At 67.9% G+C, this 24,657-nt stretch carries 25 protein-coding genes; 10 read left to right on the top strand and 15 right to left on the bottom strand.

Annotated features, from left to right (window positions below; translation table 11 throughout):
- Positions 1-143 precede the first annotated feature (143 nt).
- The 9 genes from BM009_RS05245 to BM009_RS05285 form a co-directional block, all read right to left on the bottom strand.
- A complete protein-coding gene (locus BM009_RS05245; protein WP_254772178.1) occupies positions 144-2,948 on the bottom strand; it encodes a DUF3857 domain-containing protein in 2,805 nt (934 codons plus the stop codon).
- Positions 2,949-3,047: 99 nt separating this feature from the next.
- Positions 3,048-4,970 carry an excinuclease ABC subunit UvrC gene (gene uvrC, locus BM009_RS05250; RefSeq protein ID WP_093294330.1) on the bottom strand — a complete coding sequence of 641 codons (1,923 nt, stop codon included), beginning with the start codon at positions 4,968-4,970 and terminating at the stop codon, positions 3,048-3,050.
- Positions 4,971-5,078: 108 nt separating this feature from the next.
- Positions 5,079-8,318, bottom strand: a complete 3,240-nt coding sequence (locus BM009_RS05255; RefSeq protein ID WP_093294332.1) for an autotransporter outer membrane beta-barrel domain-containing protein — start codon at positions 8,316-8,318, stop codon at positions 5,079-5,081.
- 265 nt (positions 8,319-8,583) lie between these two features.
- Positions 8,584-8,787, bottom strand: coding sequence for a hypothetical protein (locus BM009_RS05260; RefSeq protein ID WP_093294333.1), 204 nt, complete (start codon positions 8,785-8,787; stop codon positions 8,584-8,586).
- A gap of 36 nt (positions 8,788-8,823) precedes the next feature.
- A complete protein-coding gene (locus BM009_RS05265; RefSeq protein ID WP_093294335.1) occupies positions 8,824-9,375 on the bottom strand; it encodes a F0F1 ATP synthase subunit B family protein in 552 nt (183 codons plus the stop codon).
- On the bottom strand, positions 9,368-9,862 hold the full coding sequence (locus BM009_RS05270; RefSeq protein ID WP_093294337.1) for a F0F1 ATP synthase subunit B family protein: 495 nt from the start codon (positions 9,860-9,862) through the stop codon (positions 9,368-9,370). The genes BM009_RS05265 and BM009_RS05270 overlap by 8 nt, the downstream gene beginning before the upstream one ends.
- Positions 9,863-9,883: 21 nt before the next feature.
- Complete coding sequence (locus BM009_RS05275; protein WP_010544368.1) at positions 9,884-10,096, bottom strand: F0F1 ATP synthase subunit C; 213 nt, start codon at positions 10,094-10,096, stop codon at positions 9,884-9,886.
- Between the two features lie 69 nt (positions 10,097-10,165).
- The gene (locus BM009_RS05280) at positions 10,166-10,948 is read right to left on the bottom strand and encodes a F0F1 ATP synthase subunit A (RefSeq protein WP_093294338.1); all 783 of its coding nucleotides are present in this window, start codon (positions 10,946-10,948) and stop codon (positions 10,166-10,168) included.
- The gene (locus BM009_RS05285) at positions 10,945-11,229 is read right to left on the bottom strand and encodes an AtpZ/AtpI family protein (RefSeq protein ID WP_093294340.1); all 285 of its coding nucleotides are present in this window, start codon (positions 11,227-11,229) and stop codon (positions 10,945-10,947) included. The genes BM009_RS05280 and BM009_RS05285 overlap by 4 nt, the downstream gene beginning before the upstream one ends.
- Positions 11,230-11,525: 296 nt before the next feature.
- Here BM009_RS05285 and radC point away from each other — a divergent pair, with 296 nt between their 5' ends.
- Complete coding sequence (radC, locus tag BM009_RS05290; protein ID WP_093294341.1) at positions 11,526-12,209, top strand: RadC family protein; 684 nt, start codon at positions 11,526-11,528, stop codon at positions 12,207-12,209.
- A gap of 236 nt (positions 12,210-12,445) precedes the next feature.
- Here radC and BM009_RS05295 read toward each other — a convergent pair whose 3' ends face one another.
- Positions 12,446-12,940 carry an SspB family protein gene (locus tag BM009_RS05295; RefSeq protein ID WP_093294343.1) on the bottom strand — a complete coding sequence of 165 codons (495 nt, stop codon included), beginning with the start codon at positions 12,938-12,940 and terminating at the stop codon, positions 12,446-12,448.
- Between the two features lie 71 nt (positions 12,941-13,011).
- On the opposite strand from BM009_RS05295, the gene hisB reads away from it, so the two are divergent.
- The 5 genes from hisB (at position 13,012) to hisF (ending at position 16,472) form a co-directional block, all read left to right on the top strand.
- Positions 13,012-13,599 carry an imidazoleglycerol-phosphate dehydratase HisB gene (hisB, locus tag BM009_RS05300; protein WP_093294344.1) on the top strand — a complete coding sequence of 196 codons (588 nt, stop codon included), beginning with the start codon at positions 13,012-13,014 and terminating at the stop codon, positions 13,597-13,599.
- Positions 13,599-13,883 carry a YciI family protein gene (locus BM009_RS05305; protein ID WP_093294346.1) on the top strand — a complete coding sequence of 95 codons (285 nt, stop codon included), beginning with the start codon at positions 13,599-13,601 and terminating at the stop codon, positions 13,881-13,883. Before hisB ends, BM009_RS05305 begins: the two co-directional genes overlap by 1 nt.
- Positions 13,880-14,482, top strand: a complete 603-nt coding sequence (hisH, locus tag BM009_RS05310) for an imidazole glycerol phosphate synthase subunit HisH (protein WP_093294347.1) — start codon at positions 13,880-13,882, stop codon at positions 14,480-14,482. Before BM009_RS05305 ends, hisH begins: the two co-directional genes overlap by 4 nt.
- Before the next feature lie 234 nt (positions 14,483-14,716).
- Complete coding sequence (gene hisA, locus BM009_RS05315) at positions 14,717-15,454, top strand: 1-(5-phosphoribosyl)-5-[(5-phosphoribosylamino)methylideneamino]imidazole-4-carboxamide isomerase (protein WP_093294349.1); 738 nt, start codon at positions 14,717-14,719, stop codon at positions 15,452-15,454.
- Positions 15,455-15,710: 256 nt separating this feature from the next.
- Positions 15,711-16,472 (top strand): imidazole glycerol phosphate synthase subunit HisF, encoded by a 762-nt coding sequence (gene hisF / locus BM009_RS05320; protein WP_093294350.1) that lies wholly within the window; start codon positions 15,711-15,713, stop codon positions 16,470-16,472.
- Between the two features lie 67 nt (positions 16,473-16,539).
- Here hisF and BM009_RS22130 read toward each other — a convergent pair whose 3' ends face one another.
- Complete coding sequence (locus BM009_RS22130; RefSeq protein ID WP_139216538.1) at positions 16,540-16,965, bottom strand: hypothetical protein; 426 nt, start codon at positions 16,963-16,965, stop codon at positions 16,540-16,542.
- Positions 16,966-17,049: 84 nt separating this feature from the next.
- Positions 17,050-17,457 carry a YbaN family protein gene (locus tag BM009_RS05330; protein ID WP_217644165.1) on the bottom strand — a complete coding sequence of 136 codons (408 nt, stop codon included), beginning with the start codon at positions 17,455-17,457 and terminating at the stop codon, positions 17,050-17,052.
- Between the two features lie 102 nt (positions 17,458-17,559).
- Between BM009_RS05330 and BM009_RS05335 the strand changes: the two genes are divergently transcribed.
- The 3 genes from BM009_RS05335 to BM009_RS05345 all read left to right on the top strand — a co-directional run bounded on the left by BM009_RS05335 (position 17,560) and on the right by BM009_RS05345 (position 20,109).
- Positions 17,560-17,877, top strand: a complete 318-nt coding sequence (locus tag BM009_RS05335; protein ID WP_093294353.1) for a phosphoribosyl-ATP diphosphatase — start codon at positions 17,560-17,562, stop codon at positions 17,875-17,877.
- A gap of 171 nt (positions 17,878-18,048) precedes the next feature.
- Positions 18,049-18,426 (top strand): histidine triad nucleotide-binding protein, encoded by a 378-nt coding sequence (locus BM009_RS05340; protein WP_093294355.1) that lies wholly within the window; start codon positions 18,049-18,051, stop codon positions 18,424-18,426.
- Between the two features lie 129 nt (positions 18,427-18,555).
- On the top strand, positions 18,556-20,109 hold the full coding sequence (locus BM009_RS05345; RefSeq protein ID WP_093294356.1) for an amino acid permease: 1,554 nt from the start codon (positions 18,556-18,558) through the stop codon (positions 20,107-20,109).
- A gap of 137 nt (positions 20,110-20,246) precedes the next feature.
- Here BM009_RS05345 and BM009_RS05350 read toward each other — a convergent pair whose 3' ends face one another.
- Entirely contained in the window at positions 20,247-21,245 is a 999-nt protein-coding gene (locus BM009_RS05350) for an adenosine kinase (RefSeq protein ID WP_093294358.1), read from the bottom strand.
- 73 nt (positions 21,246-21,318) lie between these two features.
- Between BM009_RS05350 and BM009_RS05355 the strand changes: the two genes are divergently transcribed.
- On the top strand, positions 21,319-21,705 hold the full coding sequence (locus tag BM009_RS05355; protein WP_093294359.1) for a hypothetical protein: 387 nt from the start codon (positions 21,319-21,321) through the stop codon (positions 21,703-21,705).
- A 164-nt stretch (positions 21,706-21,869) separates the two neighbouring features.
- On the opposite strand, the gene BM009_RS05360 is transcribed toward BM009_RS05355, so the two are convergent.
- Both BM009_RS05360 and BM009_RS05365 read right to left on the bottom strand, forming a co-directional pair.
- On the bottom strand, positions 21,870-22,847 hold the full coding sequence (locus BM009_RS05360) for a quinone oxidoreductase family protein (protein WP_093294361.1): 978 nt from the start codon (positions 22,845-22,847) through the stop codon (positions 21,870-21,872).
- Positions 22,848-22,861: 14 nt separating this feature from the next.
- Entirely contained in the window at positions 22,862-24,634 is a 1,773-nt protein-coding gene (locus tag BM009_RS05365) for an SLC13 family permease (RefSeq protein WP_093294362.1), read from the bottom strand.
- Positions 24,635-24,657 lie beyond the last annotated feature (23 nt).

Raw genomic sequence — 24,657 nt, forward strand, 5'->3', positions numbered from 1 at the left:
GACCATCGTCCCCGTCCTACCCCCGCCCGCGTGAACAAATGGCAAAGCGCCTAGAGCGTTTTCACCTTGGGCGAACACGCTCTAGGTTTTCGATAGCCGCATTTTCCGAGTCGTTGACCGTAAACGGTCAACTTGAAAATGCTCTAGGGTTTGATCCCGTAGCGGGCGAACTGCTCGTCGATCCGCGGCTCGATCATCCGCGCGGCGGCGAGATAGGCATCGGCATCCTTGGCCTTGGTCCGCTTGCCGATCACCCCGCGCATGTAGAGGCTGGCTGCCTGTTCAGGCTCGGACTGGAGCGCCGCGTCGAGATCGGTCTGCGCCGCGTCGAGCTTGCCCATGCGGAAATAGACCATGGCCCGGCTGTCGAGCACCGATGCCGAGCTGCTGCTCAGCTCCACGCCGCTGGTGCAATCCTGCAGCGCCTGCGGAATCGCGACATTGTGCGTCGCGCGTATCCAGCAGCGGCTGTTGAGCAGTGCGGCGTTGCGCGGGGCGGCCGCAATCGCTTCATCGAGCACGGCAACGGCATCGTCGACCTTCCCCGCCTCGGCCAGCAGGTCGGCCAGCTGCATCTGCCAGCCCAGCTTCTTCTCGCCGCCCTGGTCGATCCGCGCCTCGATCAGCGCGCGCGCCTCGTCCAGCTGTCCCTTGTCGCGCTTGAGGGTGGCGGAAAAGGCGGTGGCGCTCGCCGAATCGGGCTCCAGCTCCAGCGCTGCCTGCACGTCCGCTAGCGCCTTGTCGTCCTGGTGCAGCGCGTAATAGGCCTGGGCACGGCGCACCAGGGTGTCCGCCGTGGGGGCGAGTTCGATCGCCTTGCTGAGGTCGGCGATCGCGCCCTCGCGCTCGTAGAGCGTCTCGTAGAACCAGGCGCGGTTGGTGTAATTGTCGGGATCGTCGGGCGTGGCGGCGATCGCCTTGGCATAGGCCTCGAAGATCGGCTTGAGCCGGATGCCCTGCTTTGCGGCGCTGACCGCTGCCCAGCGCGGCGGGAGGTCGGCAGGGGCCACCAGCCGCAGCGGGTTGGCCTTGACCCGCGCCACCTCGGCGCGTGCCGCCGGGATCTGTGCGGCGGGGACTTCCTCCAGCCCGGTGGTGGTGCGGTCCTGCAGCGACAGCCAGCCGTCGGCCAGCGTCACCTTGCGCGCCAGCTGCATCCCCGCCACGGCAGCGGGCAGGGTCTGCTGGCCCTCCAGCGTGAAGCCGGTGCCGCCGTTCGGCAGCTGCCAGCGGCGCTCGACCCACACGTCGCTGAGCGCGCCGCTGGTCGCCGGAATCGTCTTCCACGCGGTCCGCGCGCGGTTGGGCGCGAAGTTCAGCGACGCCGCCGTGGTGTCCAGCGTCTGGCGGAAGCGAGCGCGATCATAGTTCCAGTCCTGATAGGCGACGCCCGCCGCGCTCACCGTCACGGTGCCGCCGGTGGCGTCGTCCTCCATCTTCTGGTCGTAGCTGCTGTGATTGCCGATCACCGCGCTGATCTGCGGATCGAGGAAGGCGGTCAGCTTCTCCTTGTCGATCTGCGAGCGGGCGCCGCGCAGCGCTTCCGCCATCGCGCCGCTATAGACGATCTTGATGGTGTAGAGCTGGGGGAACTCGATGCCCGCCGTAGCGTCGAGCGTCACCGACACCTGCTGCGCCGGTCGCGCGGGCGGCCGCATCGGCATCGCCTCCAGCCCGGCCCCGGCGGCACGGATCGGCAGCGCGGTCTTGAACGGCGGCACGTCGTCGAGATCCTCGGCGCGCGAGCCGCCCTGGGTGCCGTCCAGCCACAAGGTCTTTCCGGCGATGGTGGCGCGGACGATCACATGGTCGAACGCACCCGGCGAAGGCAGTCGCGATTCGACGAGGTCGCCCAGCCCGCTGCTGACCAGCGCCGGCTCGGCCTCGATCTCGAGCGCACGGAGCAGCGACACCAGCAGCAGCGTCTTGGCCTTGCAGTCGCCATAGCGCAGCGACCAGGTGTCGGCCGGGGTCTGGGGCCGGTAATTGCCATTGTCCATGCCGCGGAACAGGTAGCGGACCTGGTCCTGCACCAGCCGCAGCGCCAGCGCCGCCCGGGTGCGCGGGTCCGTGCTCGCGGCGGCGATCCGCGCGACTTCGGCCGCGAGCGGGCTGCCCGCCGGGATCGCCCCCTCGCTGCGATAATAGGGCGCCATGCCGCGCGAGATCGCCGCCCAGTCGGAATAGCTGCTCAGCTCGAGCATCGGCAGCGGTTTGTAGCGTGCGGGCGCGTCGTCGGGCAGCTCGGCGGGCTTGGCCGCGGGCAGCGGCAGCGTGAGCTCGCGATATCCGCCGGCGATCAGCTTGGCTTCCGCCTTGCTGCGCTCGGCCGATCCGACCACGCCGCCCGAATAGTCGCGCCACGCCAGCGGCACGCCGTCCTTCCACAGCACGCGCGCGCGACCGAAACCGAGCTTGGTCGGCGCCGGCACCATCGGGACGACGCTCATCATCTCCTTGCCGAGCACCGGGTCCTTGCGGGTGACCGAAAAGGCGACGTCGATCACGTCGCCGACGCGCAGCCCCTCCAGCGCGACGGTGGCGGTGAGCATGCCGTCGAGCGACGCCTGCTCCAGCTTCTGCTCGCGCTGGAGCACGGTGAAGCGGGTGCCCTTGGCGAGCAGGTCCACCCGCTCGCCCTTGCGCAGGATCTGCAGCTTGTGGACGATCAGGTCGCCCTTGGCGGGATCCCATTGCAGCGGCAGCGTGCCGCTCTGGGTGAGCATCTGCGGCGAGGCGATGCGGATCGCGCTCTCGAAATAGATCGCGACCTGGCCGTCCTCCAGCCGCTGCTGCTGGTCGAAGATCTGCAGGACGGGCGCGGAATCGTCGAGCTTGGCGGTGTCCACCGCCGGCGCTGGCAGCACCCAGGCGGGCGCCGGCTGGTAGAGCGGCTTGTCCCCGGCATGCGCCACCCCGGCCGTGGACAACAACACGGCCACCAACATTCGACGCCCCGACATGCAACTCCCCCTCAAATCGAGGGGAGACAGTAGCGGATGCGGAACGTCGCTCAAGTGCCCTTTACGAGCGACGAACCGTGGCGCCTAGCGGCTGTGGTAGAAGTCGTACACCTGCTGCGCCACGCCCGCCGAGACCCCCGGCGCCTTCTGCAGGTCCTCCAGGCTGGCGTTGCGCACCGCGCGCGCCGTGCCGAAGTGCATCAGCAGCGCCTTCTTCCGCGCCGGGCCGATACCGGGCACCTCGTCGAGCGGGCTGGCGCCGATCGCCTTGGCGCGCTTGTCGCGGTGCGCGCCGATGACGAAGCGGTGGACCTCGTCGCGCAGCCGCTGCAGGTAGAAGAGCAAAGGCGCGTTGACCGGCAGCATCCGCTCGCTGCCGTCCATCAGGTGGAAGACTTCGCGCCCGTCGCGGCCATGGTGCGGGCCCTTGGCGACACCGACCATGCAGACATCCTCGATGCCCATTTCCTCCAGCACCGCCTTGGCGGCATTGAGCTGGCCCTTGCCGCCGTCGAGCAGCACCAGGTCCGGCCAGTCGCCCTGGCTGCGATCGGGATCCTCGTCCTGCGCGCGGGCGAAGCGGCGGCTCAGCACCTCGCGCATCATCCCGTAATCGTCGCCGGCGATCGTCTCGGGGCGCTTGATGTTGAACTTGCGATACTGGCTCTTGCGGAAGCCTTCGGGCCCCGCGACGATCATCGCGCCGACCGCATTGGTGCCCTGGATATGGCTGTTGTCGTAGACCTCTATGCGATTGGGCGGCTCCGGCAAATCGAACAGGTCGGCCATCTCGCGGAGCAGCTTGGCCTGGGTGGTGCTTTCCGCCAGGCGGCGGTCGAGCGCCTCCTCGGCGTTGCGCTTGGCCTGGTCGAGCAGGCGGCGTCGGGTGCCGCGCTGGGGGACCGACAACGCCACCTTGTGCCCGGCGCGCTCGCTCATGGCTTCCGCAAGCAGCTCGGCCTCGGGCAGCTCGCGATCGACGAACACGTTCCGCGCGGGCGGCACCTCCTCGTAGAACTGCATCAGGAAGGCGGCGAGCACCTCGTCCTCGGGCACGTCCTGGGTGTGGCTGGGGAAGAAGCTGCGATGGCCCCAATTCTGGCCGCCGCGGATGAAGAAGGCCTCGATGCCGATCACGCCGGACTTGGCCGCCTGCGCGAAGATGTCGGCATCGCCCACACCCTCGGCGTTGATCGCCTGGCTGCCCTGGATGAAGGTGAGCGCCTTCAGCCGGTCGCGCAGGATCGCGGCCAGCTCGAAGTCGAGATTCTCGGCGGCGGCCTGCATCTGCTCGCCCAGCTTGGCCTGGACCTTGGTCGAGCGGCCCTGGAGGAAGTCGCGCGCATCGTTGACCAGCTCGGCATAGCCGTCCTGGTCGATCCGCCCGACGCAGGGCGCCGAGCAGCGGCGGATCTGGTAGAGCAGGCACGGCCGATCGCGGCTGGCGAAGAAGCCGTCGGTGCAGCTGCGCAGCAGGAACAGCTTCTGCAGCGCATTGAGCGTCTTGCGCACCTGCCCGGCGCCGGCGAAGGGTCCGAAATAATCGCCCTTGGCGCGCCGCGCGCCGCGATGGAGCTGGACGCGCGCGAAGTCATGGTCCTGCCGCAGCAGGATGAACGGGAACGACTTGTCGTCGCGCAGCAGCACATTGTAGGGCGGCCGGTAGCGCTTGATCAGCTGCGCCTCGAGCAGCAGCGCCTCGGCCTCGTTGTTGGTGGTGACGATCGTCATCGAGCGGGTCTGCGCGACCATGCGCTGCAGCCGCTTCGACAGGCGGTTGACCTGGGTATAATTGGTCACCCGGTTCTTCAGCGCGCGCGCCTTGCCGACGTACAGCACATCGCCGCGGGCATCCTGCATCCGGTAGACGCCGGGGCGGATCGGCAATGTCTGCAGCACGTTGCGGATCGCGGCGACGCCGGCCTCCAGGTCGGGCGTCTCGGCGCCGCGAACCGCGAAGGTGGCCTTTTCCTCGTTGAATCGATCGGGGGAATTGGGGTCGTTCATTGCCGCCGATGTAGGGGCGGCGGGCGCGGATTGCCACGCGCACGAACAGGAAAGGAAAAGGGCCGGCGCGTCCCCCGCACCGGCCCCTCCCCCTCAACCGCTTGGCGCTCAGAAGCGCAGGCTGATCGCCGCGTTGCCCGAATGCGCATCGGCATGGCCGAGGCCGGTATAGCGGTAGCGCAGGTCCACCGAGACGCCGCCGGTCAGGTTGGCGCTCAGTCCCGCTTCGGCGCGGAGCTGGGTGTCGCCGACCGAGACCGAGCGGGTGTCGATCCGCGCGCCGACCAGCCGTGCCTGCAGCGCCGTGCGGTTGTCGCCCAGCTGCTGCACCGCCATCGCCGAGACGAACGGACGGACCATGCTGCCCACCGCACCATCGACGCGGACGCCGGCGCGGCCGGTCCAGCCGGTGCGGCCTTCGCCGTCGAAGCGCAGTGCCGCGCTGCCGCCGGTCTCGCCGAACGCATCGCGCTCGACGCGGTCATAGGCGATGCCCGCAACGGGGGTGACGCCCAGCGCGCCCAGGTCGAAGCGGTGGCCCGCCTCGATGTCCGCACCGAAGGAGAAGCCCTTGCCGTCGCCCTTCAGCGCCTCGACGCCGCCGCCCAGCTGCACGTTGCGGCGGACGGTATAGTCGTCGACGTTGAAGTCGATCACGCCGGTCACATAGTCAGCGCCCTTGTTCCACACGCCGTAGAGCGCGCCGCCATAGCCCTTGACCTTGGCGGTGCCGAGCGCGGTGGCGCGGGTGTCGACATCCTTGTAGCTGGCGGCCAGGCCGAGCACGAGGGTGTTGGTCGCCTGGTGATCGACGCCGAGCGTGTAGCCATAGCTGGTGGCGCGATAGCCGTTGCCGGTCGCATCACCGTCCACGTCGATCCGCTGGGCGTTGAACGCGCCCCACAGGCCGGACTTGCGGGCGCCCTCGCCTGCCACCGCGCCGCGGCTGCGGACGCGCTGGACCATCGTGTCGCGCAGCGCCTGGTTGGCCTGGAACTGCGCCTCGATGGCATCGGCATGCAGGCCGCCGGCAAGCTGCTGGAAGCTGGTGCCGATCGCACCGCCCGGAAGCGTGGCGAGATTGGCGAACAGCGCCCCCGTGGTCCCTGCGGTGCGCACGCCGGCCGCCGGGCGCACTGCGTCGAGCGCGGTCGCTGCGGCGACGGCGTTCGAGCCCGCGCCGGTGGCGAGATAGCGGGCATAGCTGTCCGGCGTCACCGCCAGCAGGATCGCCTTGCTGCCATAGAGCACGTCGAAGCGGGTGTTGGCGGCAAGCCCTGCGCTCGGCTGGGTCAGCGCGGCGAAGCTGCCGGTCACGCCGCCCTCGGCAGTGACGATCTCGAAGGTCTGGCCCACCGTCGGCGTGAAGCTGTTGGTGGCATCGCCGGTGATGCCGCGCAGCTTGGGCGCCAGCGTGCCGGCGGCGGTGTAGACGCTCGTCGCGCCGGTTAGGACCAGCGTGTCGTAGTGGCCGGCACCCACGCCTGCGGTGGTGCCATCCACGTCGATCGAGAGCGTGCTGCCCGCGCCCTGGGTCACGCTGCCCGCGACGACCAGGCGACCCGGCGAGTTGCCCGGTGCCAGCGTGCCCGCAACCTCCATGCTGCCCTGCACGGTGCCGTTGCCGCGCGCGGTACCCGCGGCGTCGACGAACACATTGCCGGCGAAGGTCGAATCGAAGCTCATCGTGCCCTGCTCGACGCAGGCGCCGATCGCGTTGGCCGCGTCGGATGCCAGCACCAGCGTGCCGCTGCCCTGCTTGATCAGGCAGTTGCCGCCCATGCTGCCGCCAGTGAGGCGCACCGTGCTCGCGCCGGTATCGATCACGCCGCCGCCGTCGCCGACCAGCACCGCCTGGGTGATGGTGAGGTTCGAGCCCGCCGCCAGCGTGCTGGCGTTCTGCAGGCGGATCGCGCCGCCGTCGCTGCCGATCGCCGCCTGGTCGGCCGCGATCACCTTGCCCTGGGTGACGTCGAGCGTCAGACGCTGTGCCGTGCCCGCCAAAGTGAGCGTACCCGCGCCCGACTTCACCACCGAACCGGTGCCGGCAAGCGTGCCGGCGAAGGTGCCGGCATTCGCCTGGGCGAATTCGACGGTGGCGTTGTTGACGATCGTGCCCTGGAGCGAGCCGGTGTCGCCGACCAGCTTGCCTTCCGCAACGGTGGTGCCGCCGGAATAGCTGTTGGTACCGGTGAGGGTGAGCGTGCCCGTGCCGGTCTTGGTGATCCCGCCCTCGCCCGAGATGACGCCCGACAGCGTCGCATTGGCGCTGGTCGTGTCGATCGTCCCGCCCGACGTTTCGACGGTGAGGTCGTTGCCGAGCGCCTGGTCGGCCTCGAAGGTGATCTTGCCGCCGGAGAGCACCGGGTTGAAATTGCCCACCGCCACGTCGCCCGCGGTCACATCGGTCGCGATGTTGCCGCGGCCGCCGCCGGCATCGGCGATCGCCTTGCTGATGTCGGTACCGAAGATGTACGAATAGTCGATCACCGCCGACGCGCCGGTCAGCAGCGACCCCAGGTTGAAGCCCAGACCGATGACGTTGTCACCATTCCCGACGTCGGTACCCGCCAGATAGGTTGCGGTGTCCATCTCCCAGCGGGTGACCGCCGAGTTGTGGGCGTAGCTGGAGTTGGTGAACAGGCCGATGACGTATTTGGACGCCAGCGCCTCGGCATAGACCAGGTCGTTCACGGAGACGCCGCCATTGCCGCGGAAGTTGTTCGTCGCGCTGCTGTCGCCGTCGGCGGCGCGGGCATCGGGATCGAGCGCGCGCGAGAAGGCGAGGTTGGTCAGGTCGCTCAGCGCGGTGATGGTCGTGCGGATGCCGACCTGCTGGCTGTTGTTGTTGAAATAATAGTCGTTGGTGATCGTGAAATAGCTGCCGTAGGTGCCGGACCACACCGCCCGCTGGTCATAGGTGCTGCCGCCATAGGCGACGCCGCTGTAGTTGGTCAGCGAGCCGACGACGTTGGAGGTGCCGCGATTGTTGTTGATCGCCGCCGCCATGCCGTCTGCCGTCACGACGAAGCCCTCATAGGGCGTGCCCGGCGTCAGATAGTCATAGGCCGGATTGAAGGTGCCGCTGCCGGTGCCGTCGTACAGGATGCCCGGAGAGGTGTTGCCGTCATAGCCCAGGGACCCGATGGTGCCGTTGATGCCGACCTTTATATAACTGCCCGCGAGAATATCCGACTGTGCATGCGCCGCGAGCGGCGCGATCAGTCCGAGCGCGGCGGCCGCGACCGGCAGCCCCAGCATGGTCGATGCTGCCAGCATGCCGCGGACACGACGAACCTTCTGCGCGACGACGCCCTGCGCCCGCGCACCTTCAACAAACTTCTGCATATTGCCCCTAAGCTACCCTGCACGTTTCGTGCGGCCGTTCGCCAACCCTTCCACGTCTTCATAGGGCGCAACGGCTCACCCAAGCCGCGTTTGCGACATAGCGACCATAAGCGCTTGAAATTTTGTGGAATTGCCCCGACAAACCCCGCACTCTCCTTATAGGAGACTTGCGTAGGCCGCGGTCATCGATCCGTCATTTTCACGAAACTGAGCGCTGTCGGGCATGCAGCTGGTGCAGCAACCAACCTTGGATGCCGCGACAGATTCAGGGCGTGGCGGCTTCGTTCTCGAGACGATCGACCTCGGCCTCGATCCGCTGCATCGCCTGGTCCGCACGGACCTTCACGTCGGTGGTGCGCGTGTGATCGTCGGCCGCGTGGCGCAGCGCGACCACCGCCACAAACGCAGCGAGCGCCAGTGCCACCAGGGCACCGGCGCTCAGCCAGCGATAGGATTTATGTTCCGCCATCGCTCGCCCTTAGCACGGGCAGCGTGGCAGGCCAGCTCAGTTGAGCCGACCCAGCCCGGCAATGGCCTTGTCGACCAGCGCCTTGTCGGCCTCGGCGCCGTGCTTCTCCGCGATCACCGCAGCCGCTGCGCTCGTTGCGGCATCGGCGGCGCGTGTGCGGATCGCCTGGATCGCGCTGCGCTCGGCGGCGGCGATCTTGTCTTCGGCCATGCGGGTGCGGCGCGCGATCAGCTCGGCCGCATCGGCCTCGGCCTTGACCTGCATCGCTGCGGCTTCGGCCTGGGCGTTGGCGATCACCGCCTTGGCATCGGCATCGCTCGACGCGGTGCGGGCCTTCGCCTCGGCCAGCATCGCCTCGGCTTCCGCGCGCAGCTTCGACGCTTCGTCGAGCTGGGTGCGGATCTTGGAAATCTGCTTGTCGAGCATGGTGCCGATCATGCTCGGCACCTTCTTCGCCAAGATGATCAGGACCACCGCCAGCATCGACAGCGCGACGAAACCCGGTGCGGTGATGCCGAACACGGCCGGCTCATGATGGAGTTCCACGGTGCCGACCTCCGCGTTCATGGAATGAGGTTGTTCAGCCATGGGCAAGCGCCGCCTTCACCTTCTGTTCAACGCTCAGACGGTCCACCGCGACGCCCGACACGCGGGCGACGATCGCCTCGACCGCCTCGACGGTCGCGGCTTCGATCTCGCCGATCGCCGCCTGCTCGCGCTCGGCGATCGTGCGGGTCGCATCGGCCAGCCGCGCATCATCGGCCGCGTGGGCGGCCTTGAGCCTGGCCTCAGCGGCGGTCGCCGCCTGCGCCTTGGCGCCGGCGGTCACCCGCAGCGCCTCGGCACGGGCAGCTTCCAGCCCCGCCTGATAGGCCTCGTCCGCAGCCTTGGCGGCGTCGCGCGCCGCTTCGGCTGCCGCGAGGTCGCCGGCGATACGGGCGGAGCGATCTTCCATCGTCCGCTCGATCTTCGGCACCATCGCCTTGCCGATCCCGAAGTAGATCAGGGCAAATACGATCGCGAGCCAGAAGACCTGCGAGGCGTAGATCTCCGGGATCTGATCTAACTGGGGCATCGGCCGAGGCCTCCGTTCTGCTTACTTGACGACGAAGAGGATCAGGATCGCGACGACGAACGCGATCAGGCCCAGCAGTTCCGACGCGGCGAAACCGATGAACAGGCGGCCCTGCTGGCCGTCAGCCGCACCCGGGTTGCGCAGCGCGCCTTCGAGGAACGAACCGAACACGTTGCCCACGCCGAGCGCGGCGAGGCCGATACCGATCGCAGCCAGGCCGGCACCGATGTACATTGCACCCAGATCAGTCATTTCTAGCTCCCTAGATAATTCGGTAAAAACGATAATTCGAAACGGAACGACTTAGTGCAGGTGCACCGCGTCGTGGAGATACAGCGAGGTCAGCAGCGCGAACACATAGGCCTGGATCGCGCAGACCAGCAGTTCGAGCGCGCTGACGCCGACGATCATCGCGAAGCTCAGCACGCCGACCACGCCGCCCAGCGGCGTGCCGCTGCTCAGGCCCTGGACCACGAAGCTGCCGAACACCTCGAGCAGGATGTGCCCCGCGGTCATCGCGACGAACAGTCGCAGGCCCAGCGAGAAGGGACGCACCAGGAACGAGATCAGCTCGACCGGCACGATCACGGGCATCAGCCACACAGGCGCGCCGTGCGGCACGAACAGCGAGAAGAACTTCACGCCATGCTTGATCAGCCCGACCGCGAGGACGATGCCGAACGAGAAGAAGGCGAGCACCGCGGTGACGGTGATGTGGCTGGTGACCGCGAAGGTGTGCAGCCCCGGCAGCACCGCCAGCGGCAGCACGCCGACCAGGTTGGCGAACAGGATGAAGAAGAACAGCGAGAAGATGTACGGCGCGAACTTCTTGCCGCCCTTGCCGATGTTCACGTTGACCATCGAGTCGATGAACCCGACCGCGCCTTCCACCATCAGCTGCCACTTGCCCGGGATCAGCTTGCGCTGCAGGCCGCCCACCATGAAGATGAACAGCAGCGCGGCGACCACGAACATGAACAGCGCCGAGTTGGTGAAGGAGATGTCATAGCCGAACAGGTCGATATGCCGGCCCAGTACGGGCTCGACCTTGAACTGCTCCATCGGATCGATTTTGCCGGCGCTCACTCTGCGCGCTCCTTCGAAATCTTGTAGATGTTGCGAAACGCCACGACCACGCTGAGCGCCAGCAGGATCAAGAGCGCCCAGGGGCTCGTTCCCAGCCAGCGATCCAGCGCGAAGCCGATCACCCCGCCGCCCAGCGGTGCGCCGATCAGTTCGGCGAGCACCCGCGAGCCTTGCTTATAGCCCTTTTCGGGCTTGCGCACCGGCGTCTGACCCTCGCGCACCGCCGCCTTCGCATCGGCGATGCGACGGTCGAGGTCGGAACGGATAGGGTCGTCAGACAAAGCGAGCACGGCGATCCAGATATGAAAAAGCCGCCGCGCATAGGGCGGGCGACAAACAGCATCGCAAGCCGATGGCCGCGACGTGATGGCGCTTTAGGAAGACCAATCGACCGAGTCAACCGTTGCAGCATACTGCGCTTCATTGCCGCTTCATGCGTGGCCGCAGCCTTCGCATCCGCGGAAATCCGCCAATTGTATCCGTTGCGGTGCAACAGGTCGGCCGCAAGGCTGCCGGCCCGCGCGCTATTCGTTCCGGCGGATTGCAGGGCTTCCGCCGCACCTGCATAGTCGCGGCGATGTCCGACGACACTCCCGACAATAGCGGCCACCGCGCCCGCCTGCGCAAGCGCCTGTTCGAGGGCGGTCCGGAGGCGCTGCTCGATCACGAGCTGGTCGAATATCTGCTGGCGCTGACCATCCCGCGCAAGGACACCAAGCCGCTCGCCAAGACGCTGCTCAAGGAATTCGGCGGCCTGCCCGGGCTGCTCGCCGCCGATGCCGAGGCGTTGCTGCGGATCGAGGGCGTGAAGGACACCCAGATCGCCGCGCTCAAGGCGGTACACGCGGCCGCGCTGCGGCTGCTCCAGGCGCGGGTGCGCGAACAGCCGGTGCTGGCCAACTGGCAGGCGCTGCTCGACTATCTGCGCGCCGACATGGCCCCGCACGCGATCGAGCGGGTGCGCGTGCTACACCTCAACACCCGCAACATGCTGATCCGCGACGAGCTGATGAACGAAGGTTCGATCGACGAGGCGCCGCTCTATGTCCGCCAGGTGATCGCCCGCGCGCTGCATCTGGGCTCGGCGGCGCTGATCCTGGTCCACAACCACCCCTCGGGCGACCCGAGCCCCAGCCGCGCCGACATTGACGTGACGCGCAAGGTCGCCGAAGCGGGCAAGCCGCTCGGCATCGTGGTGCACGACCACATCATCATCGGCAGCGAAGGCCATGCGAGTCTGCGGGCGAAGGGGCTGATGTAGGGGACGCTGGGGAGGCAGCCCACCCACCCCGTCAGGGCCAGGCAACGCATATAGATGAGGTCGCGCTCGCCCCAAATTACGCCGTCATTCCCGCGAAGGCGGGAATCCATTTGCCAGGACGCCCGCGGAAAGAACCGAAACTCCGGCGCCAATGGATCCCCGCCTTCGCGGGGATGACGGCATGGGACTGCCATCTGCGACTGCCCTCCCCTGGCGGGGGAGGATCGGGGAAGCCCCTACTTCTTCCGCTTGAAGTCCACCGACACGACGTTCGAGCCGTCCTCGGCGGGCTTGGCCACCGGGCCGTCGCCGTCATTCTCGGCGTCGTCATGCTCGTGCGGTTCGGGGCCGTCGGGGCCTTCGGTCGCCTGGAAGCGCAGCTCGAAATTCACCGCCGGATCGTGGAAGCCGGTGATCGCCGCAAACGGGATCGTCAGGATCGACGGAATCTGGTTGAAGCTGAGACCCACCGAGAATTTCCGGTCGTCCACCGTCAGGTCCCAGTAGCGGTGCTGGAGGACGATGGTCATCTCGTCCGGGAACCGCTCCATCAGCCGCTGCGGGATGTCGACCCCGGGCGCCTGCGTCTTGAAGGTGATGTAGAAATGATGCGCGCCCGGCAGGCCGCCCGACTGCGCCACCGAGCCGAGCACACGGCCCACCACGGCGCGCAGGGCTTCCTGCACGATCTCGTCATATGGAATCAAACTATCGGGCACGGAGGCATTCATGCCCCTTGGGTAGCGGATCGAAAATTACGGTCAAGATTGCATGCGTCGCTATCGGCGTTATGTGCAGCCCCATGCGCACCGCGACGATCAGCCGGAAGACCAGCGAAACTTCGATCGACGTCACCGTCAACCTCGACGGCACCGGCGTCTACAACATCAGCACGGGCATCGGATTCTTCGATCACATGCTCGAGCAGCTCAGCCGCCACGGGCTGATCGACATGGACGTGAAGACCGTGGGCGACCTCCATATCGACCAGCACCACACGGTGGAGGATACCGGGCTTGCGATCGGCGAGGCCATCGCCAAGGCGCTGGGCGACAAGAAGGGCATCCGTCGCTACGCCGACGCGCTGTCGCCGATGGACGAGACGCTGACCCGCGTCGCGATCGACATCTCCGGCCGCCCCTATCTCGTGTGGAAGACCGAATTCTCGCAGAAGAAGCTCGGCGAGATGGACACCGAGATGTTCGAGCACTGGTTCCACAGCTTCGCCCAGACCGCCGGCGTGACGCTGCACGTCGAGACGCTCTACGGCAGCAACAACCACCATATCGCCGAAGCCGCGTTCAAGGGCCTCGCCCGCGCGCTGCGCGAGGCGGTGGAGATCGATCCGCGCAAGGCGGATGCCATCCCGTCGACCAAGGGAGTGCTGTGATGATCCTCGTGCTGCTGACCTACAAGGTGGATATCGCCAAGATCGACGAACTGCGCCCGGCGCATGTCGACTGGCTGAAGCAGGGCGTGGCGGACGGCCGCCTGCTGGTGGCGGGCCGCAAGGTGCCGGTGACCGGCGGCTTCTTCATGGCGCGCGGCTCGCTCGAAGAAGTGCAGGCCTGGGCCGCGGGCGACCCCTTCGCCACCGCTGGCGCCGCGGAATATGCGTTCGTCGAAGTCGCCCCGAGCATCCTCGCGCCGGGGCTGGAAGCGCTCGGCCAGTGAGCGTCGCGCTGATCGATTACGGCGCGGGCAACCTCCACTCGGTGCACAATGCGCTGAAGGCGGCGGGCGCTGCCGACATCGCGGTGACGGCGGACCCGGCGGTGGTGCGGGGTGCGGACCGGGTGGTACTGCCCGGCGTGGGTGCGTTCGGCGCCTGCGCCGCGGGATTGCGCGCCTTGCCGGGCATGATCGAGGCGCTGGAGACCCGCGTGCTGCACGAAGCGGTGCCGTTCCTCGGCGTATGCGTCGGCATGCAGCTGCTCGCGACGACGGGGGAAGAGCTGGGCAGTCATGCCGGGCTCGGCTGGATCCCCGGCACGGTGCGCCAGCTCCCCGCTTCGCCGGAGCTGCGCGTGCCGCACATGGGCTGGAACGATGTGGTACCCACCGCCGACCACCCGCTGATCGAGCGTGGCGAGGCCTATTTCCTCCACAGCTTTGCCTTCGACGGCGCGAACGTGCTCGCCACCACCGAACATGGCGGTCCGGTCACCGCCGCGATCGGCCGCGACAATATCGTCGGCCTGCAGTTCCACCCCGAGAAGAGCCAGCGCTACGGCATCGCGCTGCTGGAGCGGTTCCTGGCGTGGAAGCCTTAGAATGCCTTGCCGCATTCCCGTGTGTTGTGGAGCTGTCGGGGGTCGCAAACCTACCCGTCATCCCCGCGAAGGCGGGGATCCATTGGCGCTGAATTCGAAGTTCCTTCCCCCGGCGGTCCGGCGAATGGATTCCCGCCTTCGCGGGAATGACGGCGGTTTCTTGGCGGGCGCTTTCCCCTTCGACATCCGTCGCGATAAGCCTGCCTCAAACGACAAGGCAGTTTGGAAACACCAATGACCCTGCACATCTTCCCCGCCATCGATCTCAAGGCCGGTCAGGTCGTTCGCCTCGCCGAGGGCGACATGGCGCGCGCCACCGTCTATGGCGACGACCCCGCCGCCCAGGCCGAGCTGTTCGCGCAAGCCGGTGCCGAGTGGCTCCACGTCGTCGACCTCGACGGCGCGTTCGCGGGCGAATCGGTCAACGGCCTCGCGGTCGCCAACATCCTGGCGAAGACGCCTGCCAAGGTGCAGCTCGGCGGCGGCATCCGGAACCGCGAGTCGATTGCGCGTTGGCTCGACATGGGCGTGACCCGCGTCGTGATCGGCACCGCCGCGCTGGAGAATCCGGACCTCGTCCGCGAGGCCGCCCGCGCGCATCCCGGCCAGATCGTCGTCGCCGTCGATGCCCGCGACGGCATGGTCGCGACGCATGGCTGGGCCGATGTGTCGGACGTGAGCGTCGTCGATCTCGCCCGCCGCTTCGAGGATGCCGGGGTCGCGGCGCTGCTGTTCACCGATGTCGGCCGCGACGGGCTGCTCAAGGGGTGCAATGTCGAGGCGACGGTGGCGCTGGCCCGCGCCGTGTCGATCCCGGTGATCGCCAGCGGCGGCGTCACCGATATCCACGACATCCATGCGCTGCGGAAGCACGTGAGCGACGGCATCGAGGGCGTGATCTCCGGCCGCGCGCTCTATGACGGCCGGCTCGATCTGGCCGAGGCCATCGCGGCGGGGCGCGGGGACGCATGAGGTTCACGCGAAGGCGCGAAGGCGCGAAGAGTTTTTGCGCGCAGAGGCGCAGAGACGCAGAGGAGGCGCGGAGCGTGGCGGCGTCAGCCGCTGTCAACTGGGCAGCAGCGCGCGAGCCCCTTTCGGAGTCAATGCCACGAGCGCGGCAAGCGCACCTCTGCGCACCTCTGCGCCTCTGCGCGAACCAAAAGCCTTTTCTTCGCGCCTTCGCGCCTTCGCGTGAAATCCATCCTGCCCCAACGCTGGAGCCTCGAGCATGACCGTCCGCGCCCGCGTGATCCCCTGCCTCGACGTGGCGAACGGCCGCGTCGTCAAGGGCGTCAACTTCGTCGAGCTGCGCGACGCCGGCGATCCGGTCGAGCAGGCCCGCGCCTATGACGCGGCGGGCGCCGACGAGCTCTGCTTCCTCGACATCACCGCCAGCCACGAGGCGCGCGGCACCATCCTCGACGTGGTGCGCCGCACCGCCGAGGTGTGCTTCATGCCGCTCACCGTCGGCGGCGGCGTGCGCAGTGTCGACGATGCGCGCGCGCTGCTGCTGGCGGGCGCGGACAAGGTGGCGGTGAACAGCGCGGCGGTGTCGCGGCCCGAAGTGGTCGCCGAGATCGCCGACCGCATGGGCAGCCAGTGCGTCGTCGCCTCGGTCGACGCGCGGCGGACCGGCGAGGGGCGCTGGGAGGTGTTCACCCATGGCGGCCGCCGCGAAACCGGCATCGACGCGGTCGAGCACGCGCTGCGCCTCGCCGAGCTGGGCGCGGGCGAGCTGCTCGTCACGTCGATGGACCGCGATGGCACCCGCGACGGCTATGACCTCGACCTGATCCGCACCATCGCCGACCAGGTGACGGTGCCGGTGGTCGCCTCGGGCGGCGTTGGCGGGCTGGACGATCTCGTCGCGGGTATCCGCGACGGCCATGCCTCGGCGGTGCTGGCGGCGTCAATCTTCCACTTCGGCCAGGCCACGATCGCCGAGGCGCATGCGGCGCTGGCGGCGGCGGGGATTCCGGTGAGGGGGTGAACGCATATGCGCTCACGATCAAACTGAAGAGTTCCACACAGTTATCTGGGTACACAGAGCCCCTGCGTTAAAGGCCGCCCTTCACCGAGAATTCGTAACCTTCACCGGGCACGCCGATTATCAACGCTTCCCGGCTCGGCGCGTACGACACGGCATTGTCGCTACCATGCCCAGGCAAGTTGGAGCGCGGATCGCGCAACGTGCCTATGGTGAAGGTGCTAATGCCTACCGAGCCTTGCCGCGACATATAGAGAACCTCTTCGCCCAGCGTGCCCCTCCACATCCACCTGTATTCGCTCCACAAGCGGCCGTCACTCAACCGGTGTTCGATTTCTTGATGATATTGCAAGCATGCATCGTCTTGATCTCGACCGTCAAATCGGCAAATTCGCCGACCATCGAGCACCCATCCCTGTTCCGCGCGCGCCGGAACACTGCGAGCAAGCGGAACATCTTGCCAAGAGAGGACGAGGTTTAGGATCGCACCAAGCATGGTCTGACGCTATTTGATTCAGGGATGGCGTCAATGCCGCCGTCGCGAGCGCTTCCTTCCAAGGGCGGACTTGAATCTACCCACCTACACCGCCGTCGGCCGGCTCAGCACATACCACGCGCACCCCAGCATCGCCGCCGCCACGCCGGCCGCCAGCCACGGCCCCGGCCGCGCGCCCCAGGCGAACAGGCCGTAGCCGAGCGCCATGCCTGCAAACGCCATCGCCTTGCCCTTGCGCGGGATCGCGCCTTGTTCGCGCCACGCCACCAGCGTCGGCCCGAATCGCGGATGGTCGAGCAGCCATGCCTCCAGCCGCGGCGAGGAGCGGGCGAAGCAGCCGGCGGCGAGGATCAGGAAGATCGTCGTCGGCATCAGCGGCAGCAGCGCGCCGATGAAGCCGAGTGCGACGAACACCAAGCCCAGCACCAGCCACAAGGGTCGTGACAGCCGCCCTTGCCCCGCCCCCGATTCGCGTTCCTGCACCATCGTCATCCTGCCCTGCTGCCGCGAATCGCTCGCAGCTACCATAAGGGAAGCCCCGCAATCCCGCGCCCCAGGATTGACAGCGCCGCACGGCTCCCGCAGCCGGAGACCATGGCCGACCTTCTCGACACGCTCGAACAGACCATCCGCGACCGCCGCCTGGGCGATCCCGCGACCAGCTATGTCGCCAAGCTCACCGCCCGCGGCCGCGCCAAGATCGCGCAGAAGCTGGGCGAGGAAGCCACCGAAGCGGTGATCGCCGCGATCCAGGACGATCGCGCGGAGCTGGTGAAGGAATCGGCGGACCTGCTCTTCCACCTGCTCGTGCTGCTGGCCGACATGGGGCTGGGCCTCGACGACGTCCGCGCCGAGCTGGCGCGGCGCGAGGGCGTGTCCGGAATTGCCGAAAAGGCGGCGCGGAACGGTTAAGCACTTCCCGCCCCTTGATCCTCCCCTGTAAGGGGAGGTGGCAGGCCGCAGGCCTGACGGAGGGGTGTCCCCGCTGATGGCGGGGACTGCGATTCAGGCGGTGACACCCCTCCGTCGCGCTGCGCGCGCCACCTCCCCTTGCAGGGGAGGATCTAAGTCACGGAGCCCATCATGCCGATCGATGCCACCAAGCCCTATGACGACCAGAACATCTTCGCCAGGATCCTGCGCGGCGAGATCCCGGCGAAGACGGTCTATGAGGACGAGCACGCCCTCGCCTTCCACGACATCGCGCCCCAGGCACCGCACCATATCCTGGTGATCCCCAAGGGCGCCTATGTCAGCTGGGACGATTTCTCGGCCCGCGCCTCCGAAGCCGAGATCGCCGGATTCGTCCGCGCCGTCGGCAAGGTGGCGCGCGAGGCGGGGTTCGTCGAACCCGGTTACCGGCTGCTCGCCAATACCGGGCTCGACGCAGGCCAGGAGGTGCCGCACCTCCATGTCCATCTCTTCGCCGGCCAGCCGCTCGGGCCGATGCTCGCGCGCTGATTGCGCAGACACGCAACATTGTTTCGTGCCGGTACGCCGTAGGGGATTGCGCACCGCGTGTTTGCGGCTAGGCTCGCGCCTTTACCAATTTGGGGGCGGCGCAACGGTCGCCGCATAGGGGTCCATGCAATGATATTCGGGCGCGTAAAGCCTCTCGATGCCATTTTGGCGACAGCTGAAAAGAAATCCCTCCACCGATCGCTGGGCGCCTTCCAGCTGACCATGCTCGGCATCGGCGCCGTCATCGGCACCGGCATCTTCGTGCTGACCGCCGAGGCCGCGCAGAAGGCCGGGCCGGGCATGATGATCTCGTTCGTCATCGCCGGATTCGTCTGCGCGGTCGCGGCGCTCTGCTATGCCGAGATGGCGGCGATGGTGCCGGTCTCGGGCTCCGCCTATACCTATAGCTATGCCGTGATGGGCGAGCTGGTCGCCTGGATGGTCGGCTGGGCGCTGATCCTCGAATATGCCATCGCGGCGGGGGCCGTCTCGGTCGGCTGGTCCGGCTATATGATGGGCTTCATCCAGAATAATTTCGGCATCGTCGTGCCGCTGCAGCTGATCCGCGGGCCGTTCGACGGCGGCATGATCAACCTGCCGGCGATGGCGGTCGCCGCGATCGTCACCGCGCTGCTGGTCAAGGGCACCAAGGAAAGCGCCTCGGTCAACGCGGTGCTGGTCGGCATCAAGATCCTCGCGCTGGCGATGTTCGTGATCGTCACCCTGCCGGTGCTCAAGACCGGCCAGTTCACCCCGTTCGCGCCGCTCGGCTTCGCCGGCATCTCGGGCGCCGCGGCCTCGATCTTCTTCGCCTATGTCGGCTTCGACGCGGTCTCGACCGCGGCCGAGGAGACCAAGAACCCGCAGCGCAACATGCCGATCGGCCTGATCGGGAGCCTCGCGATCTGCACCATCTTCTACATGCTGGTCGCCTCAGGCGTGATCGGCACCGTCGGCGCGCAGCCGGTCCACGGCCCCGCCGGCGAGGTCCTCTCGCCCGGCACGCCGGCGCTTTCGGAAGCCTGCCGCGCGATGGGCGAACAGGCCGTGGTCTGCTCGAAGGAAGCGCTCGCCTGGACGCTGCGCTCGATCGGCCATCCGTTCCTCGGCTGGCTGGTGGGTGCTGCGGCGATCATCGCGCTGCCCTCGGTCATCCTGATGATGATGTTCGGCCAGACCCGCATCTTCTTCGTGATGAGCCGCGACGGCCTGCTGCCCGAGTTCTTCTCGCGCGTGCACCCGAAGTGGCACACCCCGCACGTCATCACGATCCTGACCGGCATCTTCGTGTCGCTGTTCGCGGCGTTCTTCCCGGTGGGCCTGCTGGCCGACGTGTCGAACTCGGGCACGCTGTTCGCCTTCGCCGCCGTCTCGATCGCGGTGATGGTGCTGCGCAAGACCGATCCGGCCCGTCATCGCCCGTTCCGCACCCCGGCGATCATGGTGACCGCACCGATCGCGATCGCGGGCTGCCTCTATCTGTTCGTCAGCCTGTCGGGCCCGACGATCATGCTGTTCTTCGGCTGGGCCGCGGTCGGCCTGGTGGTCTATTACGCCTATAGCTATCGCCGCAGCTATGTCGGCCGGGGCATCATCGACGTGCATGAAGCCGACACGGACGCCCCGCCGCAGCCGGTGCCGCCGATCGGCGACGCGCATACACCGGGCTACAAGGACGCCTGATCCGAGGATCGGCAGACAAAAAGAAAGGGCCGGAGGAGCGATCCTCCGGCCCTTTCTTTTTCTATCACCCTCACCCTTCCGGCGCTTCGCGCCTCCACCGCGTCAGCGATGGGAGGGTGAGGGTGGCATCATCAGCCTCAGCCGATCTTGGCGGCGGCGAGGGCCTTCAGGTCCTTCTCGGCGCGGGCGCCGTAATGCTGGATGATCTCCGCCGCGCAGATCGCGCCGAGCTGGAGCGATTCCTTCAGCCCCTTGCCCTGGGCCTGGCCGTGCAGGAAGCCGGCGGCGAACATGTCGCCCGCGCCGGTGGTGTCGACCAGCGCGCCGATCGGCTCGGCGGGAACTTCGACCCGCTCGTCGCCCTGGAGGGCGAAGGCACCCTTCTCGCTGCGGGTGACGACGAGTAGCGGCACCTTGCCATGGATGTGCTGCACCGCCGCTTCGAAATCCTCATGCGCGCACAAGGCGAGCAGCTCGGCCTCGTTGGCGAACAGGATGTCGATCAGGCCGTCCTCGATCAGCTTGCGGAAATCGTCGCCGTGGCGCGAGATGCAGAACACGTCGGACAGGGTGAAGGCGACCTTGCGGCCGGCGGCGCGAGCGATGTCGATCGCCTTGCGCATCGCGGCGCGCGGCTCTTCCGGATCCCACAGATAGCCTTCGAGATAGAGGATCGCGCCGTTGGCGATCAGTTGCTCGTCGAGCGCGGCGGCGGGCAGGAACTGCGAGGCGCCGAGGAAGGTGTTCATCGTGCGCTGGCCGTCCGGCGTCACGAAGATCAGGCAGCGCGCGGTGGTCGGCTGGCCGGGGCGGACCGCGGTGTCGAAATGCACCCCCGCCGCGCGGATGTCATGCGCGAAGACGGTGCCGAGCTGGTCGTCCGCCACCTGGCCGATGAACGCCGCCTTGCCGCCGAGCGCGGCGATGCCCGCGACGGTGTTCGCTGCCGAACCGCCGGAAACCTCGCGGCCCGGGCCCATCTTGGCGTAGAGCGCGTCTGCCTCTTCGGGCGAGAACATCAGCTGCATCGAACCCTTGGGCACGCCGATCGATTCGATGAAGGCGTCGTCGGCCTGGGCGAGGATGTCGACGATCGCGTTGCCGATCGCGACCACGTCATAGCTGGGGTTGGTCAAGGTTCAGGGCTCCAATGATACTGGGCGTCGCCCTAGAGAGAGGCAGATACAAGTGCAACCAAGGGAAAACCGTTTGAACGCTGTCCGTATCGCCAAGTCGTCCGTGCCTTTTTCGGCGCTGCTGCTCGCCGCCTGTTCGGGCACCGTACCCACCGCGCGCCCGGCGGCGCCGCTGCCGGTGCCGGGACGCGTGCCCGAACAGCCCGCAAACCTGGCGCCGATCCGCGGGCTGACCGCACCGCAACTGCTCGCCCGGTTCGGCCAGCCGCGGCTCGACCTGACCGAAGGCAAGGGACGCAAGCTGCAGTTCGTCGGGCCGATCTGCGTGCTCGACGCCTATCTCTATCCGCCCGAGCATGGCGGCGGGGCGGCCAGTGTCACCTGGGTGGACGCCCGGCAGCGCAACGGCAGCCCGCTCGACCAGGCGAGCTGCGTCGCGGCGCTGAGCAAGCGGAAGTAAAGGCGCAGTACGCCAGCCCCCACGAAACCGTCGTCATTCCCGCGAAGGCGGGAATCCATTCGCCTGTGCCTCCGGGGAAAGAATCGCGGCTTCAGCGCCAATGGATCCCCGCCTTCGCGGGGATGACGTGCTGTTGTGTCTGACGCCGCGGCGCCAAAACGATCCTACGGCAGCAGGATCGTGGACCCGGTCGTCTGTCCGCCTTCGATCGCGCGGTGCGCCTCCGCCGCATCCCGGATCGCGAACCGCTGGCCGATCTCGGGCTTCACCGCGCCCTTCTCCAGCATCTCGAACAGCCGCGCCGCACCCGCTGCGCGCTCCTCGGGCGTGACATAGTAATCGAACAGCTTGGGCCGGGTGACGAACAGCGAGCCATGCTGGTTGAGCGTGGCGAGCTTCACCCCCTCCACCGATCCGCTGGCATTGCCATAGCTGATAATCAGCCCGCGCCGCGCCGCCGACCCCAGCGAGGCTTCCCAGGTCGCCTTGCCGATACCGTCGAACACCACCGGCACGCCTTCGCCGCCGGTAATCTCGCGCACGCGCGCGGCGACATCCTCCTGCCCGCGCGAGAGCAGGACATGATCGCAGCCGACCGCCTTGGCCTTCTCCACCTTGGCCTCATGCCCCACCGTGCCGATCACCGTCGCGCCGATGCCCTTCAGCCAGCCGACCGCGATCTGCCCGACCCCGCCGGCGGCACTGTGCACCAGCACCGTCATGCCCGCCTGCACCTTGGCGGCGCGTTCGACCATGAACTCCACCGTGCAGCCCTTGAGCAGCACCGCGGCGGCGGTTTCGCTGCTGATGTCCTCGGGCAACTTGAACAGCGCGTCGGCCTTCAGGTTGCGAGCGGTCGCATAGGAGCCGAGCGCCGGCCCGAAGGTCGCCGCGCGATCGCCGACCGCGAAGCCGGTGACGCCCTCGCCCACCGCCTCGATCACGCCGGCGCCTTCCACGCCGATGCCCGAGGGCAGCTGCGCCGGGTAGACGCCGGTGCGGTGGTACACGTCGATGAAGTTGAGCCCCGCCGCCTCCGTGCGCAGCCGCACTTCGCCGGGACCGGGCTCGGGGAGGTCGACCTCGACCCATTGCAGGACCTCGGGGCCGCCGGTCTGCTCGAAGCGAATCATCTGTTCCATGGAAACTCCGTCTCTCAATGCACCGGCCATACGGCCATGATCAGCGGCGTGCCTATCAGCAGCACCAGCAACGACAAGGGTGCGCCCAGCCGCGCATAATCCCCGAACCTGTAGCCGCCCGGCCCCATCACTAGCGTGTTGCACTGGTGGCCGATCGGCGTGAGGAAGTCGCAGCCCGCGCCCACCGCCGTCGCCATCAGGAACGCCTCGGGCCGGTAGCCGAGCTCGCCCGCGAAGGTCGCGGCGATCGGCGCCATCACCAGCACGGTCGCGGCGTTGTTGAGGAACGGCGTCACCGCCATCGCCGCCGCGAGGATCATCGCGACGGCGCCCCAGGGCGGCAGGGTCGCGGCGATATGGCCGAGCTGGTCGCCGATGATCTTGCTGGCCCCGGTGGTGCGCAGCGAATCGCTGACCGGGATCAGCGCGCCCAGCATCACCAGGATCGGCCATTCGATATGCTCATAGGCCTCGCGCACCGGCAGCGCGCCGAGCAGGATGGTTAGCCCCGCCGCCGCGAAGAACGCCACCGCGACGGGGACATAGCCCGTCGCCGTCGCCGCCATCGCCACGCCGAGGATGGCGAGCGGCAACAGCCCCTTGCGCGCACTGCCCAGCCGCAATTCCCGCTGCGCCAGCGGCAGGCAGCCGAGCTCGCCCAATCGCTCGAACAGCAGGTCCAGCGGGCCCTGCAGCACGATGACGTCGCCGGCGCGCAGCTCGATGTCGCCGAGCCGGGCGGAGAGCCGCTCGCCCTGCCGCGACACCGCGATCAGGTTGACCCCGAAACGCTCGTGCAGCCCGAGCCGACCGGCGGTGCGGCCGATCAGCGCGGAGTCGGTGCCGATCACCGCCTCGATCACGCCGACTTCGCTGGTATTGCCCTCGGGCTGGGCGCGGTCCTGCCCCTCCAGCAGCAGCGCGTCGGTGGCGATCACGCGTTCGAGGTCGTCGGGCGCGCCGGTGAGGATCAGCACATCGTCGGCGCGCAGCTTGTTGTCGGGAAAGGGCGTGCTGCGGATGCCGCCGCGCAGGATGGTGGTCACCGCCACCGCATGGTCGTGGCGCTCGCGGAATTCGGCGACGGTCTCGCCCACCGCTTCCGAGCCTTCGGGCACCGCAGCCTCGGTGACATAATCCTCGATGTCCATCGCCTCGCCCAGCGTCGGCGCGGCGCGGCGGTCGCGCGGGATCAGCCGATAGGCGAAGCGGAGGAACACCAGCCCGACCAGCGTCAGCCCAAGCCCCACCGGGGCATAGTCGAACATGCCGAAAGGCTTGCCGGTCATCTCCTCGCGCACGCGGCTGACGATGATGTTGGGCGATGTGCCGATCAGCGTGATCAGCCCGCCGAGCAGCGAGGCGAACGACATCGGCATCAGGAAGGTGGCGGGCGAGGCCTTGGAGCGCTTGGCCATCTGGAAGGCGACCGGCATCATCATCGCCAGCGCGCCGATGTTCTTCACGAGTGCCGAGGCGAAGCCCACGCTCGCGCTGAGCAGCAGCAATTGCGACCGCACCCGCGTCACCCGCCGCTGGAGCAGCAGCATCGCCCGCTCGATCACGCCCGATCGCTGAACGGCGGCGGAAAGCACCAGCGCCGAGGCGACGATGATGACGATGTCGTCGGAGAAACCGGTGAAGGCCTCCTTGGGCTTCACCACCCCCACCGCCAGCGCCGCGAGCAGCGCCAGCACCGCCACCATGTCGTAGCGCAGCTTTCCCCAGACAAAGAGCAGCATCATGCCGGCCAGCACGACGAGCGACAGGATCTGGGGTGTGGTCAAGCGTACCTCGCGACAGGGGTGCG

The organism is Sphingomonas sp. NFR04 (assembly GCF_900114095.1).
Taxonomy (GTDB): domain Bacteria; phylum Pseudomonadota; class Alphaproteobacteria; order Sphingomonadales; family Sphingomonadaceae; genus Sphingomonas.